At 57.5% G+C, this 15,506-nt stretch carries 16 protein-coding genes; 7 read left to right on the top strand and 9 right to left on the bottom strand.

The annotated features are described in order from the left end of the window. Positions 1-229: 229 nt before the first annotated feature. The 4 genes from ABIT76_13555 to ABIT76_13540 form a co-directional block, all read right to left on the bottom strand. Positions 230-730: a hypothetical protein gene (locus ABIT76_13555; GenBank protein ID MEO7934174.1), complete on the bottom strand. Its 501-nt coding sequence runs from the start codon at positions 728-730 to the stop codon at positions 230-232. Next, positions 731-1,852 (bottom strand): LptF/LptG family permease, encoded by a 1,122-nt coding sequence (locus ABIT76_13550; GenBank protein MEO7934173.1) that lies wholly within the window; start codon positions 1,850-1,852, stop codon positions 731-733. 75 nt (positions 1,853-1,927) lie between these two features. After that, positions 1,928-3,133 (bottom strand): inner membrane CreD family protein, encoded by a 1,206-nt coding sequence (locus tag ABIT76_13545; protein ID MEO7934172.1) that lies wholly within the window; start codon positions 3,131-3,133, stop codon positions 1,928-1,930. A gap of 81 nt (positions 3,134-3,214) precedes the next feature. Continuing rightward, the gene (locus ABIT76_13540) at positions 3,215-4,054 is read right to left on the bottom strand and encodes a hypothetical protein (GenBank protein MEO7934171.1); all 840 of its coding nucleotides are present in this window, start codon (positions 4,052-4,054) and stop codon (positions 3,215-3,217) included. 919 nt (positions 4,055-4,973) lie between these two features. Between ABIT76_13540 and ABIT76_13535 the strand changes: the two genes are divergently transcribed. Next, positions 4,974-5,714: a hypothetical protein gene (locus ABIT76_13535; protein MEO7934170.1), complete on the top strand. Its 741-nt coding sequence runs from the start codon at positions 4,974-4,976 to the stop codon at positions 5,712-5,714. A gap of 36 nt (positions 5,715-5,750) precedes the next feature. Beyond that, a complete protein-coding gene (locus ABIT76_13530) occupies positions 5,751-7,133 on the top strand; it encodes a hypothetical protein (protein ID MEO7934169.1) in 1,383 nt (460 codons plus the stop codon). Between the two features lie 226 nt (positions 7,134-7,359). Here the strand turns inward: ABIT76_13530 and ABIT76_13525 are convergent, their stop codons facing one another. Both ABIT76_13525 and ABIT76_13520 read right to left on the bottom strand, forming a co-directional pair. Further along, positions 7,360-7,851: an LURP-one-related family protein gene (locus ABIT76_13525; GenBank protein ID MEO7934168.1), complete on the bottom strand. Its 492-nt coding sequence runs from the start codon at positions 7,849-7,851 to the stop codon at positions 7,360-7,362. A 173-nt stretch (positions 7,852-8,024) separates the two neighbouring features. Then, the gene (locus ABIT76_13520) at positions 8,025-8,945 is read right to left on the bottom strand and encodes an MBL fold metallo-hydrolase (protein ID MEO7934167.1); all 921 of its coding nucleotides are present in this window, start codon (positions 8,943-8,945) and stop codon (positions 8,025-8,027) included. A 60-nt stretch (positions 8,946-9,005) separates the two neighbouring features. Between ABIT76_13520 and ABIT76_13515 the strand changes: the two genes are divergently transcribed. Then, positions 9,006-9,545 (top strand): 5-formyltetrahydrofolate cyclo-ligase, encoded by a 540-nt coding sequence (locus ABIT76_13515; GenBank protein ID MEO7934166.1) that lies wholly within the window; start codon positions 9,006-9,008, stop codon positions 9,543-9,545. Then, positions 9,542-10,336, top strand: coding sequence for a bifunctional hydroxymethylpyrimidine kinase/phosphomethylpyrimidine kinase (gene thiD / locus ABIT76_13510; protein MEO7934165.1), 795 nt, complete (start codon positions 9,542-9,544; stop codon positions 10,334-10,336). Before ABIT76_13515 ends, thiD begins: the two co-directional genes overlap by 4 nt. On the opposite strand, the gene ABIT76_13505 is transcribed toward thiD, so the two are convergent. Beyond that, the gene (locus tag ABIT76_13505; GenBank protein ID MEO7934164.1) at positions 10,318-10,665 is read right to left on the bottom strand and encodes a hypothetical protein; all 348 of its coding nucleotides are present in this window, start codon (positions 10,663-10,665) and stop codon (positions 10,318-10,320) included. The two genes, thiD and ABIT76_13505, sit on opposite strands and share 19 nt — an antisense overlap. A gap of 102 nt (positions 10,666-10,767) precedes the next feature. Here ABIT76_13505 and purD point away from each other — a divergent pair, with 102 nt between their 5' ends. Next, entirely contained in the window at positions 10,768-12,045 is a 1,278-nt protein-coding gene (gene purD / locus ABIT76_13500; protein MEO7934163.1) for a phosphoribosylamine--glycine ligase, read from the top strand. A gap of 28 nt (positions 12,046-12,073) precedes the next feature. Further along, on the top strand, positions 12,074-13,126 hold the full coding sequence (locus ABIT76_13495) for a S41 family peptidase (protein MEO7934162.1): 1,053 nt from the start codon (positions 12,074-12,076) through the stop codon (positions 13,124-13,126). Between the two features lie 13 nt (positions 13,127-13,139). Here the strand turns inward: ABIT76_13495 and ABIT76_13490 are convergent, their stop codons facing one another. Continuing rightward, positions 13,140-13,379, bottom strand: coding sequence for a hypothetical protein (locus ABIT76_13490; GenBank protein ID MEO7934161.1), 240 nt, complete (start codon positions 13,377-13,379; stop codon positions 13,140-13,142). 346 nt (positions 13,380-13,725) lie between these two features. On the opposite strand from ABIT76_13490, the gene ABIT76_13485 reads away from it, so the two are divergent. Next, entirely contained in the window at positions 13,726-14,742 is a 1,017-nt protein-coding gene (locus tag ABIT76_13485) for an ATP-dependent 6-phosphofructokinase (GenBank protein MEO7934160.1), read from the top strand. A 41-nt stretch (positions 14,743-14,783) separates the two neighbouring features. Here ABIT76_13485 and ABIT76_13480 read toward each other — a convergent pair whose 3' ends face one another. Beyond that, the gene (locus ABIT76_13480; protein ID MEO7934159.1) at positions 14,784-15,479 is read right to left on the bottom strand and encodes a zinc metallopeptidase; all 696 of its coding nucleotides are present in this window, start codon (positions 15,477-15,479) and stop codon (positions 14,784-14,786) included. Positions 15,480-15,506 lie beyond the last annotated feature (27 nt).

The raw sequence follows: 15,506 nt of genomic DNA, 5'->3' as shown, positions 1-15,506 counted from the left end.
ATTTTAGCAGAAAGTCCCGGGAGCGCACGGTTTGCCTCGGTGGGAGAGATTGGCGAGGCGATCTGTCGATTCGCGTGTTCTTGCCGGCGTCCCGCCGGGAAGTTTGCCTGCCATAGGGCTTGTAGTGATCCATCGCTAACTCCGTCGCTGTGGAATCTAACGCCACCGGGCGGGACGCCCGCTGGATGCACGCGAGACGCGTGCGCTCCCGATGGAAGTGCGATGACGTTTACCCCTGCGTCAGCAAGTCGTAAACTTCCTGCTGGATTGTCTCGATCTGGTCCAGGCGCAGCATGGGGTCGGTGACGATGAAGGCTTCGCCGGTTTTCGCGTGCTCGTAGATGAGGAGGCGGCCTTCGTCGGAGGGTTTTTCGTCGATGGGCTTGAGGATGCGTTTCCGTTCGAGCATGAGGACGAGGATGTAGCGGACGTTCTGCGTGTGCGGCTCGTCTTCCAGAATCAGGCGGCGAAGGAGGCTCTCGACGCCCTGGCGCGGCATGGCTTCGGGAGCGGCCTCGGCGGGTTTCTCGTAGCGGGATTTCCAATAGCAGAACGGCACCAGCTCGGGCAGCCGTTTGTTCCAGGCTTCCTCGCAAAGGTCCTCGCGGCGCAGGCCCTCTTTCTCATGAAAAAGCAGCGTGTGAAAGACCTCGCCGTCGGTGAATGGGATGTCGGTCACCGAGCAGCGGCTGGCCCGGCGCTGGATATGCCAGTCGGTGGGAAGCGCCATTTAGCTGAAACGGTAGAAGGGGAGGTTGCCGCCGGAGCTGCGTTTGACGAGCAGGACCAGGCCGAGAAACGTGAAAAACGCCACCGGCAACCACGCGGCGTAGAGCGCGGGGATGCGTCCGCCTTGGCCGAGTGAGAGGCAAATGCTGCGGACAAAAAGCATCGCAAAAAAGAGCACGAGCGTGGCGATGACGCCATTGAGGACGCCGCGCCGGGAAAACGCGATGCCTAGCGCACCGGCGAGCAGGAGCACGATCACGCACATCCAGGGCATGGCCCAGCGATAGTAGAAATGCGTTTGGAATGGGGCTTTTTGCGCGGCGGGCAGGTCGCTGTTGAGCGTGAGATATTCTTTTAGTGCCGGAACGCCGAGGTTTTCCGCCTGGAGGTCCATCGTGGCGATCCGGTAGGGACTCTCGGTGAAGAGAGGGAAGACGCGTTTGTCGAAATTGCGCTGGCGCTTGATTTTACCATCGGGGGCGAGCTCGAGAAATTCGCCGCTTTGCATGGTCCAGAGGTGTTCTTTTACGTCGTAGTGCGCGGCCTTGGCGAAGATCTTCCATTTGGCGTCGCCCTTTTCATTTTGCTGGAGAATCTGGATGCCGCGGGCATCGGAATCGACGCGGGAGAGTTTCTCAAAAAACCACGTGCGCGACTCGGCGCGGTTGCGGAAAAGCACGGCGTAAAGGTCGTTGGACTTCTTGCGGTTCTGGGTCAATTCGTCGAAATAATCCTTGCGAACGGTCTCCGATTCGGGCGCGAGCTGGTAATTTAAGACCAATGTAACTCCGGTTGCGATGAGGCCGAAAACGAAGATCGGCACGAGAATGCGCACGATGCTGATGCCGGCCGTGACCATGGAAACGATCTCGTTGCTCCGCGACAACCGACTGAGCGAGTAGAGCGTGGCCAGCAGGAGTGCGATCGGCAGGCAAAAGACGACGATCTGCGGAAGCTGGATGCGATAGAACCGGAGGATTTCTTTGATGGAGGCGTGGGCGTCGATCAAGCTCGGGAGTTTGTCGCCCATGTCGAGGATGAGCCAGATCGCCGCAATGCCGAGGAAGCAGTAGAGAAATGGCAGAAAAAAGCTCTTGAGAATGTAACGATCCAGCAGTCGCATAGGACGGACAAAGTAACCGGCAAACGGAAAAGCGGGAAGCCACTTTTTTGCGCCGGGCGGAGTCGGGGAGCGTCCTCATGAGGCAGCGACCGGGGTGAGGGGAGTGGCAGTTTTCTTCTGAAACCGGGTCGTCCAGTCGATCTTCGCCGTGGTCACCATCAGAATGGCCAGCGTCGCGATGGAGCCCAGAGTGACCGTCAATCCCGTGAGTCCGTCGAAGAAGAAGCTCGCGCTAAAGAGCACCATGTAAGCCAGTTGCGCGACCACGACCCATTTCGTAAACGCCCAGCCAAAGGCCAGCCGCAGGTAGCCGCCGACCAGCCCGAGCGACACCGCCGCCGCCACGATGAAGGCGGCCAAAAGTGGAATCAGGTCCACCAGATAGGCGAAGAGCAACTGGAAAGCGAAGTAACCCGCCGCCAGAAAAAAGAAGTGCATCGGGTGCATCGCCGTCCGCGAGACCAGCGACCAGAGCACAACGACCGCGAAGAAAAAGAGCAGCGACACTGGCGCAAAAAACGTAATCCTCGCCGCCACCGGGCCGGGGTTCAACTTCACCGGGACTTCCACTCCGATGGCCTGCGCGCCGATCACATCCGGGTAGCTCCAGGTGAAATCGCAGCCCTTCGCCGTGTCCGTCCGCGCCGTCGGCGAACTCGTACCCACGGGGAAATTATAGTCGCGAAAATCCGTGCTCATCCGCATCTCGAAATTCCGAATGCGCGTCGCATCACCAAACGAGTAACCCCACGAATCCAGCCCGCGCGTGCGGTAGGCGATGAGGAGTTTCGCCGATTTTCCAGCAGGCACACGGACCGATTCGGTGAGCGGTTCGCCGCGCTTAGGATTTTGCGTGCTGGGCCGACCATCGATCACGAAGGCAAAGTTTTCATAACCCGCGTCACTCGCGGGAAACTTGAAAACGACAAACATCGTCTGGTCGATCGGGCTCGTGTTCTCCAGCCGATACTCGCCTTTGAAATCGACATTGTAAGTGCGATTCCAGAGCAACCCCTTGCGCTTCGGATCGTTGTCGAGATTCACAGTCACATGCGACTCCGCTGGCGAGAAAAAACGTTTCCCGCCCGTGGCGTCCGGCGCCTCGATAAAAATCTCGGGATGCACCTGCTGCAGCGCGCCGCCCCATTGGTTCGCGACCTGGCCGCGCAAAACGGAGGACGACCACTCGGATCGCATGGAAAGACTGGTGCCCAGGATCACCCAAGCGATGCAGGTGCAAAGGAAAATGATGACGATGGTGAGAAGTTGTTTGATGCTCATGTTAGTTAGTTTTGCGGGTGGTGGTTTTCTTGCGTTTGGAGGTGAGGAGTTTGGCGAGTCGGAGTTCGATGTTAGTCAGCTTCATTTGATTTTCTTTTGGTAGAAGAGAACGGCCAGTGGCGCAGTGTCGCGATAGAGTTCCTGCCGGAAACGCAGCCCTCCAGTTCCTCCCGTGGCGTCGGCGGCCACGCTGCCATCAAAGGCGCTCAGGGAAAGTCCGTCCGGCAGGCGAATGGCCCAGCTCGCGACTTTGGTTAGCAGCGGCGTCTGCGGCATGGTTAGTCGCACCTGACCGCTGGCCGGATCAAACGCGGGAAGCTGTTGAGAAAAAGTGAGTTCCACCGCAATGCGACCCTTGTTAGCAGGCAGGCTGAGTTGGATTCGACCCTCACCCAGATCCACGGGATTTTGACGTTCCCCGGCGACGCGGCAGGAAATAATGCGCGTGTCTTTTTCAAATTGCAGATCGACCGTCGTCTTCTCTGTCGCGGCAATTTCCAGGCTCGCGTCGGTGAGCATTCCACCACCGGCGGCGAGCTCGCTGGAGAACTTTGCCGACTCGATCCTCGCCTCAGCCAGCGCGACGGTTTTCAATGGAATCACCGGGATGGTAGCGCCCGCCAAAGCTTGGAAAACCGGGGCGTCATTTTCTCCTAATTTCCCCTGCATCCAGGTGGAGAGCGACGCGGCCAGCGGATGTTCCGCCGGAACCGTCGAGCGCAATCCGGCTGGAATGGTTAGCTGCCAGACTTCCGGTTGCGCCGGGCCGACTTGGGGTGAAATCAGCGGCCAGTTCGACGTGATGTTAGGTTGCGAACGCGCCACATCAACAAAGAGAATCCGCTGGCGCACGCCGGGCTTCTTCCAGTCGAGTTGCAGTGCTATGTGGTCGGGCGCGGCGGTCGCCTCCCAGCGATCCAATTCCTCGCCGCCAACTCGCAGGACAATGCAGTCTGCAGGCAGCGTGAGCGTGGCTGCGGAATCGTTGCCGCTGGTGCAGAGCAGGACGACGCGATGGTGGTAGTTCAGCCGCCCGTCCCAAAATAGAGACTTTCCTTCCCCCTTCGTTACCCAGTTGCACTTGGTAACGCCCTTGTTCCCGCAGCTTGGCTGCCTTCCCGCTTGGAGCGAGACCTCAGAGGCAGTGCCACTGCCGGGACAATCCCGTTCCCAAGTGCTCGCAGCGTTTTCCCCCTCGTTCCCAAACTCGGTTTGGGAATGCCTTGTGCCCGAAACTCTGTTTCGTTTTGGCGATTCAGACAGGGAAACAAGAGTTTCCCGAGCAAGTGCATTCCCAAACCGGAGTTTGGGAACGAGGGAAGCGCCGGGTTTTTGATTTATTTTTGGGGAAATGGTCTTTGTTCCTTGACCATTCCTCTGCAAAACCCTCCACTCGCGAGCGAATGGAAGCGCCTGCGTCGTTGTCGTGCCGGACTTCACTCATCCTGCGACACCGCAGATTGGGCGCGGCTCACCGACTCTGGACGACGCTGGCGGCAGCCAGTTTGAGACGACTCGCCACCAGTCCAACGGAACTCGCTTCCCGCCCGACGCGACCCGCTTCCCTTTCCAGCCGAGCCGATGCCGCGCTATTCCCAGTCGCTGGATCCATAACCGTCGTCGCCGGAACCCTAACACTCGTCACTGCAACAATAACGCCCATCGCTGGAGCGATAGTAACCGTCGTTGGAGCCATAACTATCGTCGCTGGAACGCTAAACCGAGTCGATTCGGCCTAATTCTCGTCGATGGAAGACTAATTCACCTCATTTCCGCCTAACTCCTGTCCAAACCGCTCCAACCACTCCACTCAACAACACCAAACCAACACACATCCATTATGTCCGAACCAACTCCAACGCCAGCGCCCACTCCAGCCACCACCCGCGGCCCACGCGGATTCATCAGCCAAAGCCTCGAAGACGACATCACCCTCGCCGACGACTGCCGGCAGGAAGCCGCCAAGACCGACATCGCCGCCGCCCTCGACATCCGCGAGTGGAGCGCCGCCGACCAAACCCTCCTCACCGCCTCGCTCGGCGTCTGCACCGGCTACAAAGCCCGCATCAAAGAACTCCGCACCGGCAAACTCACCCGCACCGCCGAAGAGGACACCGCCCGCAAAGCCATCGTTCACGCCCTCGACCCCATCTTGAAAGGCGCTCGCCGCACCCACGCCAGCGGCAGCGCCGAGCGCAAAGCCTACGGCATCGGCGAAGCCATCTCCAGCCACAGCACCCAGGAACTCCTCGACCTCGCCGCCTACGCCTTTGGCCAACTCAGCGCCGGCCCCGGCGGCACCGCGCCCAAGGATAAACTGAAAGGCGTGCTCCCCGCCGAAATCACCACCCTCGACACCCTGCGCATCACCTATCAGGGAGCGAACTGGGCCCAAGGCGACGCCGAAACCCAAGCCGTCGCCCTCCTGGCCTTGCTCAAGAAAGAAATCCTCGAAGTGCTCAACCCCCTAAGACGCGACCTGCAAGGCACCGCCGACCAAGTCTACACCCACCGCGACCCCATCAATGCCGCCCAACGCACCGCGTTTGGCTTGCAGCCCGACCGACCTTTGGTGGATTGAGTGGTTATTTATCTACGCAAGATCACCTCTAATTTTATGGAAACAAAGTTACCGGAAAATGCTCCCGATGATGAACCAGAACCCTCGCAGAAAATTGCAACTGCTCTCGAACGGTACGTTTCCAAATTGCAAGGAATCAAGCAGGCAATGGAAATTGTCATGCCGCTCATTTCCGAGGAAACAGACCGTGCGTCTGAGACGTTCAAAAATTTCGTATCGAAAAGTGGCGTGCAGGAAGCTGTAGGAGAAAAGAAAACAACATATACAATTCCTATGCGCAAAGTGGCTACATTCGAGCTACTGGATCGCAAACGAGATAACTTAAATGCCGCGTATCATCAGACACCCAAAGCCTTTTTGGTCGCCATGGTAAGTTGCTATGATGCCTTTTTGGGAGATCTACTTAAAGCGGTCTTCTACCTAAAACCAGAAATGTTGAATGCATCCCAACGGTCATTAACATTTGAGGAGCTGGTTAAGCTGGGAGATATCCAAAATGCACGGGAATATCTAGTCGAGAAAGAAGTAGAATCTGTTATTCGCGAAAGTCATAACAAGCAATTCGACTGGATGGAAAAGCGCCTCGACATTGTGCTGCGCAAAGATTTGCAAGCTTGGCCGATCTTTTTAGAGATGACTGAAAGAAGAAATCTGTTTGTCCACACTGACGGAGTAGTTTCGAGACAATATGTTGAAGTGTGCAGAGCCAACAAAGTTGATATTACTGAAATCGCTATTGGTGATAGGTTGAATGTGTCCGCAAAGTATTTTACATTGGCCTTTATTTGTTTGTTCGAGATTGGAGTAAAGCTGAGCCAAGTTTTATGGCGCAAATTCGCTCCTTCAGATCTCGAAAAGGCAGATGATGCTCTGATTGATACCACTTTTAATCTACTAAAAGAACAGCAGTATCGCCTTGCAGCGTGCTTATCAAAATTCGCCAGCCAAACCATTAAGAAGCACCACTCTAACGTTACCAAGCGAGTGTTTATAATAAACTTGGCGATAGCGTATAAATGGGGCGGCGTTCCTGAGAAGGTAGAGAAGCTAATTACTGATCAGGATTGGTCTGATTGTTCTGATAACTTCAAGTTAGCTGTAGCGGTTCTTACAGATAGATTTGATGATGCTGAGAAGGTTATGAGGGAGCTGGGGGCCAATGCGAAAGGAGTGACTCGTGTGGGATATGAGACATGGCCTTTATTTAATGAATTTCGCAAGACAGATCAGTTTCAGAACGCCTTTAGAGCTATATATGGAGAAGCTTTTGTAATCGAAGTGGAGCCTAAGGATGATGAAGGTGTTTCAGAAAAGCTTGTAGTAACAGAGTTATCTGGAGATAATCAATCAGCCCGAGATGAAGCACGAAGAAGTTCTTCTTCGTTCAATGAATCAACGGCCGTCAACCCATCACCCTGATGTTTGAGCTAACGACTCAGCTGCCGTATTCCCCGCAGCTCGATGCCGGAATAGTTCATTGTGTCCAACTGGCGCTCTTGGAAGGCACTTGCGCGTGTGCAGTGATTAAAAGTTTTCTCGATGTTAAACCGCGATGAGTGGTGTTAGATACGATCGGACGCAGTGCAACTTGGGAACCAGAAAAATGGAGCACTTATATACGATAGTAGCGCAGCTTAATAGACGTCTAACGCCTCTTCTGATCTCCGTGGCACACCATGTCGATGACGACGGTGCTAGCTAGGATGAGGACGGCGTCTGCGTCGTCGGCGATCTCGACGCCGTAGCTGTCGCGCAGGGCAAACCATTTCTTGGAGACTTCCGCGACTGGTCGCGATCCGCAGCTAAAGGTGTAGTCGTGATCCATGAAGTCGCCTTGTGCTTCCAAGTCATCGGGGCCTTCCACGTCGACGGTGAAACGGCAGCGGAAGAGGGTGAAGATTTCTTTCTTCACCACGGCTACTAACTCGCCGTCGCGGTGGATCTCGTAGGTGGGTCCCCAGGCGAAGAGTTTTTGGCGGATGAAGGCGAGTTCGCGACCGGCCATATCGAGGAAAGAGAGTTTGTCGCCGAAGCTAAAGGCTTTGCCATCGACGAGATAGACGTCCTCGCCCGCCTCGTTGCGAATGGTGAAGTCGTCGCCGAGGCAGAAGAGTTTTTGGTTCATCAAGTAGCGCATGGGAGCAAACTAAATGACGAGTCACAGAGGCTGCGAACCTATTCCATCGAGTGCAGCCGAACATGTTGCCATCGGGGTCGGTGACCAGGGCGATGTGGTCGTAGTCGCCGATGGAGAATTTTTCGCGGACGACGTGTCCACCGGCGGGGGTGACGCGAGAAGGGGCGTGACGCCTAAAACACCATCGGCTGGCCTTCGCGCATGATGCAGATTTTCTCTGCGATCCCCATGCGACTCGCCTCTTGCAGCAGGCGCTCCGGTGGCTCGTGCACGGGCTCGTAACTCAGCCGAAAACTCCCGTAGTGCATCGGGATCAAAGTCCGCGCGCCGAGTTCTTGAAACGCCTTCACGGCCTCCTCGGGATTCATGTGGACCTCGCGCCCGCTCGGCGGGTCGTAGGCCCCGATCGGCAGCAGCGCGATCTCGATGGGACACCGCTCGCCGATCTCCGCAAACCCATCGAAATACGCGGTGTCGCCGCAGTGGAAGATGCTCCGGTCGCCAATTTTGATGTGAAACCCGCCAAAGCCGCGATGCGAGTCGTGGAGCATTCGCGCGCCCCAGTGATGGCACGGCGTCAGGGAAATTTCCAGCGGCCCGTGGGTCATCGTTTCCCAATAATGCAGCTCGTGCACCCGGTTGAAACCCAGGTCGTGCACCAGGTTTCCCACCTCAAACGGCACCACGATGGGCTGATCCGCCGCCACGGCGCGGAGACTTTTCCGGTCGAGATGATCGAAGTGGGCGTGCGTGACGAGGACGAGATCGATGTCCGGCAAATCGTGCAAATGGACGCCCGGATGCTTGATCCGCTTGACGACTTTCAGCCAGCTCGCCCAGTTCGGATCGATCAGGATGTTCACCCCGGCGGTCTGAATGAGAAACGACGCGTGCCCGATCCAGGTGATGCCGATTTCATTCTCCCGCAGCGCCGGAAAGATCACCGTTTCGGGCATTCCCTCGCGCTTCGAGAGGAGCGTCGGCAGAAAGACTTCCGTGAGGAAATTGCGCTTGTTCCAGCCTTTGCCGGGACGCAGGCCCACCTTGCGTTTGGGGGTGGAATCGGAGGAGCCAGGAGACGGAAATTCGTTCATTGCCGGGACAGGCGAAAAGGATATTCGCAAACGCCGCCCGCGCAATTAGTTTACCGGCAGATGACGAAATCGCTCCTGCGCCAGACGATGCGCCGCACGCTGGGCGAGTTTGATTCCGATCACCGGATCGCCGCCTCGCATGCCCTCGCCGCCCGGCTGAGCGCGCTCGCTGCGTGGCAAAAAGCGGAGGTCATCGGGCTTTTCGCGGGCCGCTCCGACGAGATGGAAACCACGATCCTGTGGTCCGATCTGCATTGCGGCGGGAAGACGTTTCTTTACCCGAAAGTGGCGGGCGATGATCTGCATTTCCTCGTGGTCGAGTCGCATTCGGATCTGCAACCCGGCGCCTGGAACCTGCACGAGCCGACCGGTGACGAACCGCGCGTGCCCGATCTGGTGCTGGTTCCGGGAATGGCCTTTGAACCCAATGGAAGTCGCCTCGGGCGCGGCAAAGGCTTCTACGACCGCTGGCTCGCGGCGCATCCGGCAGTGGTCACGGTGGGCGTCTGCTTCGACTTTCAAATCGTTCCGCAGATCCCGATGGAACTCCACGACCGGCGAATGGATTTCGTCGTCACGGAGGCGAGGAGTTTCCCATGACGCCGGTCGCGCTGACTATTGCCGGCTCGGATAATTCCGCCGGGGCGGGCATTCAGGCGGACTTGAAGACGTTTTCCCATTTCGGCGTTTACGGGCTCACCGCCGTGACCTGCGTGGTCGCCGAAGTGCCGGGTCGCGTGACGGCGATCCAATCGATTGAAACTCGGATCGTCGCCGAGCAAATCGCCCTCAGCTTGGAACATTTCCCGGTCACCGCGCTGAAAACCGGGATGCTCTTTTCGACGGAAATCATCGAGGCCGTCGTCGCCGCGTTGCAGTCGAGTTCCATTCCACTCGTGGTCGATCCGGTGATGGTCGCGACTTCGGGCGACACGTTGTTGCAGGCGTCGGCGGTCGAGGCGTATCGCACAAAACTGCTGCCGAGGGCGACGCTGATCACCCCGAATCTGGACGAAGCCACCGTTCTCTGGGGTCAGGGAAAAATCACCAGCGTGAATCAAATGGAACTCGCGGGAAAAGCGCTCAGCGCCGAGTTTGGCACCGCGATCCTGATGAAAGGCGGCCATCTGCCCGGCGGCTCAGCGGTCGATTTGCTGATCAGCGGAAACGAGGTCTGGCGCTACGAGGCGCCGTTTGTCGAGGGTGTGACGACCCACGGAACGGGCTGCACGTATTCGGCGGCCATTACCGCGCAACTCGCCTTGGGCCAAGAACTTCCGCAGGCGGTGGAAGTCGCCAAAAGCTACATCACCAGCGCGATCCGCCAGTCATTTCGCTGGAACTCGACTCTGATGGCGCTGAATCACTTTCCTCAGCGCGACGAATCCTGAAGCGGGGCGGAGTACATCTGCTGCGTGGAGATTTTCTGGGAAAAGCGCGCCAGCAAAACGGCGACGATGAGGATGAGCAGGATGATGCCGACGGCCTTGCGCATGTTCGTCCCTGGAGCCTTGGCCTTGAAATTGGCGCTGTATTTTTTCCCCGAGGGAATGCGCGAAAAATTAGGAAACATCTCATCGACCCGGAACCAGTTGGGTGAACCGGAGCGGCGGACCTGCGAGTCGAGGTGCAGATACCCGGCGCGATACAGATTCCTCAAATCCCCTTCATCCACACGCCTTTCGAGGCCGCGGTCGGATTTTGCTTCATAGAGGTCCATAGTCACTTCTTTCTTTAGCAGAGGGGGTGCCCAATGTGGCACAGGAGAGGGCGGCGGGCTGTTTTCTTTTGAAAGAAACTCGCTTCGGGCTTGGCTTTTCGGATGCCGCAAATACGGTTTTGCCGAGTGAAAATACTAATCGTAGGAGGAGGCGGACGTGAGCACGCGCTCGCATGGAAAATAAAACAATCACCACGTGTAACTGAGGTGATTTGTCTGCCAGGAAATGGTGGGACGGCAAATAATTCGCATATAAGTGTATCAGATTTGATAAAGTTGCGGGATTACGCGGTTTCTGAGGGGGTGGATTTGACGGTAGTCGGACCAGATGATGCATTGGCTGGGGGCATCGTGGACCTTTTTATAGAGGCGGGGTTAAGAGTATTCGGGCCGCGGCAGGCCGCTGCGCGTCTGGAATCTTCGAAAATTTTTGCCAAAGAATTTATGGAGCGTCATGGCATCCCGACGGCGCGGTCCGGTCAATTCACCGATCCGGCGGCGGCGCGGTCATTTGCCTCGCAACTGGGCCTTCCAGTCGTGATCAAGGCCGACGGTCTGGCGCTCGGCAAGGGTGTCATTATTGCGCAGACAGCGGCGGAAACAGAGGACGCGATTCATCGAATGATGGAGCTGCGGGAGTTTGGCGAATCCGGCGCTTCGGTGGTGATCGAGGAATTTCTAACGGGCGAGGAATGCTCGATTCACGCGCTGGTGGATGGAAAATCGTATCTCTTGTTTCCGGGGGCGCAGGATCACAAGCGCGCCTTCGATGGCGACGCTGGCCCGAATACCGGCGGCATGGGAACGTGCAGTCCGGTGCCGATCCTGGACGCGGCGATGCAGGAACGCGTGCGGCGCGAGGTGATGGATCGCTTCATCGCGGGCATTCAGGCCGACGGAATCGAGTTTAAAGGAATGCTTTTTCCGGGGCTGATGATCACGGCAGACGGACCGAAAGTGCTGGAGTTTAACTGTCGTTTCGGCGACCCGGAGACGCAGGTCTTGCTGCCGCGCTTGCAGTCCGATCTCGTCGATCTGCTGGAAGCCACCATCGACGGTCGCCTGAATGAAATGGAACTCGACTGGGATTCCCGCGCCGCCGTTTGCGTGGTGATGGCCTCGGGCGGCTATCCGGGAAATTATCCAAAAGGATTGCCGATCAGTGGGATCGCCGATGCGGAGGCCAGTGGCGCGCTCGTTTTTCACGCGGGAACCCAGCGTGCGGGCGAGACGGTGGTCACCTCCGGCGGACGCGTTCTGGGAGTTACGGCGCTTGCGGCGGATGTAAAATCAGCCCGCGAAAAGGCGTATCAGGCGGTGGCGAAAATCCATTTCGACGGACAATTTTACCGTCAAGACATCGGGTTGAAGTCGATCTAAACTGCCCCTGCAACCGGGTTGCATTGCCATGAAACTCCTTTTTTCGCTCCTTTTTCTGGGTCTCACCGGCTGGCTGGCTGCGGAGGATATCCGGCCCGTGATCGACCAACTCACGCCAGCCGAGGTGAAATCCACTTGGGAAAAACTGAATTCCCTGATCTCCAAATCCGGCGGCATCGACCCTGCGGAACTCGAGCGCGCGCGACTGCAAGGCGTGCTGCAAAAGCTCGGCAGAAATGCCCGTCTCACCGCCCGCGAGGGGTCTGGTGAGATTGCCATCGGAGTCAACTTCAAGGAGGAAATCCTGCCGCGCTCGATCTTGTATGCGCGGCTCGGCGATTTGTCCGAAGACAACATCTCGCAACTGGCAGATTCGCTGCGAAAAGCGCCGAAGACACCGGCGACGATCCTCGATCTGCGGGCGACCCGCGGCAGCGCTGGCTATGAGCAGGCGGCCCAGGCGATTGGGCTGTTCACCGGCGGCGGGAAGAGTCTTTTCAGCCTCGTCGGCAGCGGATCGAACACCGGAAAAAACTTCGCTGGCCAAGGCGAGGCGCTCTTTAACGGCATCCTCGTCGTTCTCGTGAATGAGGATACCAACGGTCCTGCGGAGGTCGTGGCCGCGGCGTTGCGGCAGCAGGCGCACGCCTTGATCGTGGGGAAAAAAACGAAGGGTGAGGCGCTGGAGTTTACCTCCTTGCTCGTAAATGACCGGGTGAATCTGGAAATCGCCGTGGGCCGGATTGTGCTGCCGGGGCTGCCGGGGGATTTTTTGCAAAATGGCGTTGCGCCCGATCTTGCGGTTAGTGCTGATCTGAATGAGGAACGCGAGATTCTCACTCGGAGCGAAAAAGAGGGTATCGCGTCGTTCATTTTTGAGATCGAGCGCCCGCACATGAACGAGGCTTCGCTTGTCGCGGGGAGAAACCCGGAGTTGGATAACTATCAGGCTCGCAAGGCGGAGAAAGCGGGCCGGCAACCGTCCGATCCCACGCCTTTGCTCGACCGGACTTTGCAACGCGCCCTGGACACGGCGACGTCGCTCCTGATTCTGCGCGAGCCGGGCAGGACAGACAGTTAGATTACGCTCAAACTCACTCGACTTCCTGGCACCAGCCGGGCTGCCATTTCGCGTCGGCAGGCACGCGGACAAACATAACTTCGCCCGTGGCCGGATGGCAGCGATGCCGGAAAACATGCTGCCAGTGGCCGTGGTGTTCGGAGGCCATGTATTGCCAGGTTTCGCCTTCGTTTTTGCAGACCGGATCGACGAGTTCGACCCAGGCACGAATGAGTTCGCTATCTTTTTGATTTTCGATCCAAGAGACTTTCATCTTGGTACTCTAGGAATAGCAGCGCGCGTGCCATCCGTGCTGCCGGGGCAAGGAAATCCGCCGTTGCCCAATAATCGCCAGAACGCGCGACCAGTAACCAGCAGTCTGAACCAAATCCAGCACCACGGGAAAATGGATGCGAGAAGCACGCATCACCAGTCTTGACACTCTCCCGAGTTCCTCCAACATCCGCTTCGAAAATTGATTCGGGCCGCGCACGATGAAACCAAGGAAACACTAAAATAAACGTGCTACGACCCGAATCGCCTTAACCTGTATTCTTTGACCACCTAACCAAGCCACTGTTCAAACAAATCTCTCTCATTTCGCCGCTTTTATTTCTGCCATGAATCTATCCCAACACGCCCGCTCCATCGCCGTCCTAACATCCGGCGGCGATTCGCCCGGCATGAACCCAGCCGTGCGCGCCGTTGCCCACATCGCGATCCGCCAGGGCTACCGCGCCCTGGGTTATCAGAATGGCTATGACGGTATTTTCGACGACGAAATTGTGGATCTAACCAGTGAGACTTTGAGCGGACTCCTTGAGCGTGGCGGCACCGTCCTGCATACCAGCCGCTGCCAGCGCATGATGACGCCCGAGGGGCAGGCGGAGGCGGTGCGGAAATTGCGCGCGCAAAACGTCGAGGGATTGGTCGTTATCGGCGGTGATGGATCATTGACTGGCGCGCTCAAGCTCACGCAACTCGGATTTCCCATCGTCGGCATTCCCGGCACGATCGACAACGATATCTATGGAACTCAAATGGGCGTCGGCGTGGATACAGCCTGCAACACGATTGTCGAGATGATCGACAAGATCAAAGACACCGCCCGCTCGCACAGCCGCTGCTTTCTCGTCGAGGTCATGGGCCGGGGGAGCGGTTATCTGGCGCTCACCACCGCCATTTCATGCGGGGCCGAGGTGGCCGTTATTCCCGAGTATCGCTATAATATGCCGCGCATTCTGGAGATGCTGGCGAAGCGCTACGCCAAAAGGCAAAAAAGCAGTCTCATCATTCTCGCCGAGGGCGTTTGCTCTGCCGAGGAACTCATCAATAAAATGAAGGAAGTCGGCGGTGAAAACATGCTGCAACAGGAAGTGCGCCGCACGGTGCTGGGTCACGTCCAGCGCGGGGGAAGCCCGAGTCATTACGATCGAATGCTGGCCACGCGCATGGGCGAGCTGGCGGTGATGGGTTTGCTGCAAAGCGAGACCGGCACGATGACGTCGTTGCGCGATGGAAAAGTAACATTGGTCGATCTTGAGAAGGTGCTTTCGAGAAAGCGCCCGATCTCCCCCACGCTCACCCGGCTGGCCAAAAACTTGGGCATCGAGTTTGGCGACACCGTGGAAGTCTAACTCGGCCGTGAGTCGAGTTAGATCGAAATGTTAGTCGGCTGTTAGTTGTTGCGCCGTCCGCCAGTCAGCATCGGCAGCAGATACCAGAGGAAGTAGGCGAGCGACGTTATGAACGCCGCCACGTAGGTCCAGCCTGCGGCGTTGAGAACGCGTTTGACGCCCAGCATTTCGTCCGCCGTGCCGATGTAACCCATGTCGCCCAGCAGGATTTTTGCGCGGCGAGACGCATCAAACTCGACTGGCAGCGTGATGAGGTTGAAGACCATGATCACGCCCCAGGCAATGGCCATAATGAGGATCATCGTCTGCCCGCGAAACATTCCGGTCATCAAGCCGATCAGTGGCAGGATCATGACAATCTGACTCGCAAAATTCGTCGCCGTCACCGCCGCCATCCGCAGATGCAGCGGCGCGTAGGCCTGCTGATGTTGAATCGCGTGGCCGCACTCGTGCGCCGCCACGCCGAGAGCCGCAGGCGACTGTCCGTAATAGTTCGCCTCGGAGAGCACGAGCCGTTTTTGAGTTGGATCGTAATGGTCGCCCATCTGCTCATTCAGTGGCACGATTTCCACATCGCTGATCCCGGATTTCGTAAGAATGGCTTGCGCGACTTGCGCCCCCGTCACGCCCGAGGCGCAGCGCATCTGGCTGTAGCGATTGTAAACGCTTTTCACCCGCCACATCGCCCAGAGCGACAGCAGCATGGTTCCAGCAAAGAGAAAGAGTCCGTAAAACATAGCGAGGAGTTAGAGTGCGATCTGACT

This window comes from Chthoniobacterales bacterium (assembly GCA_039930045.1).
Classification (GTDB): Bacteria; Verrucomicrobiota; Verrucomicrobiia; order Chthoniobacterales; family DASVRZ01; genus DASVRZ01.
The sequence above is the reverse complement of the archived record's forward strand: the minus strand, read 5'-3'. Positions and strand labels throughout refer to the sequence as shown.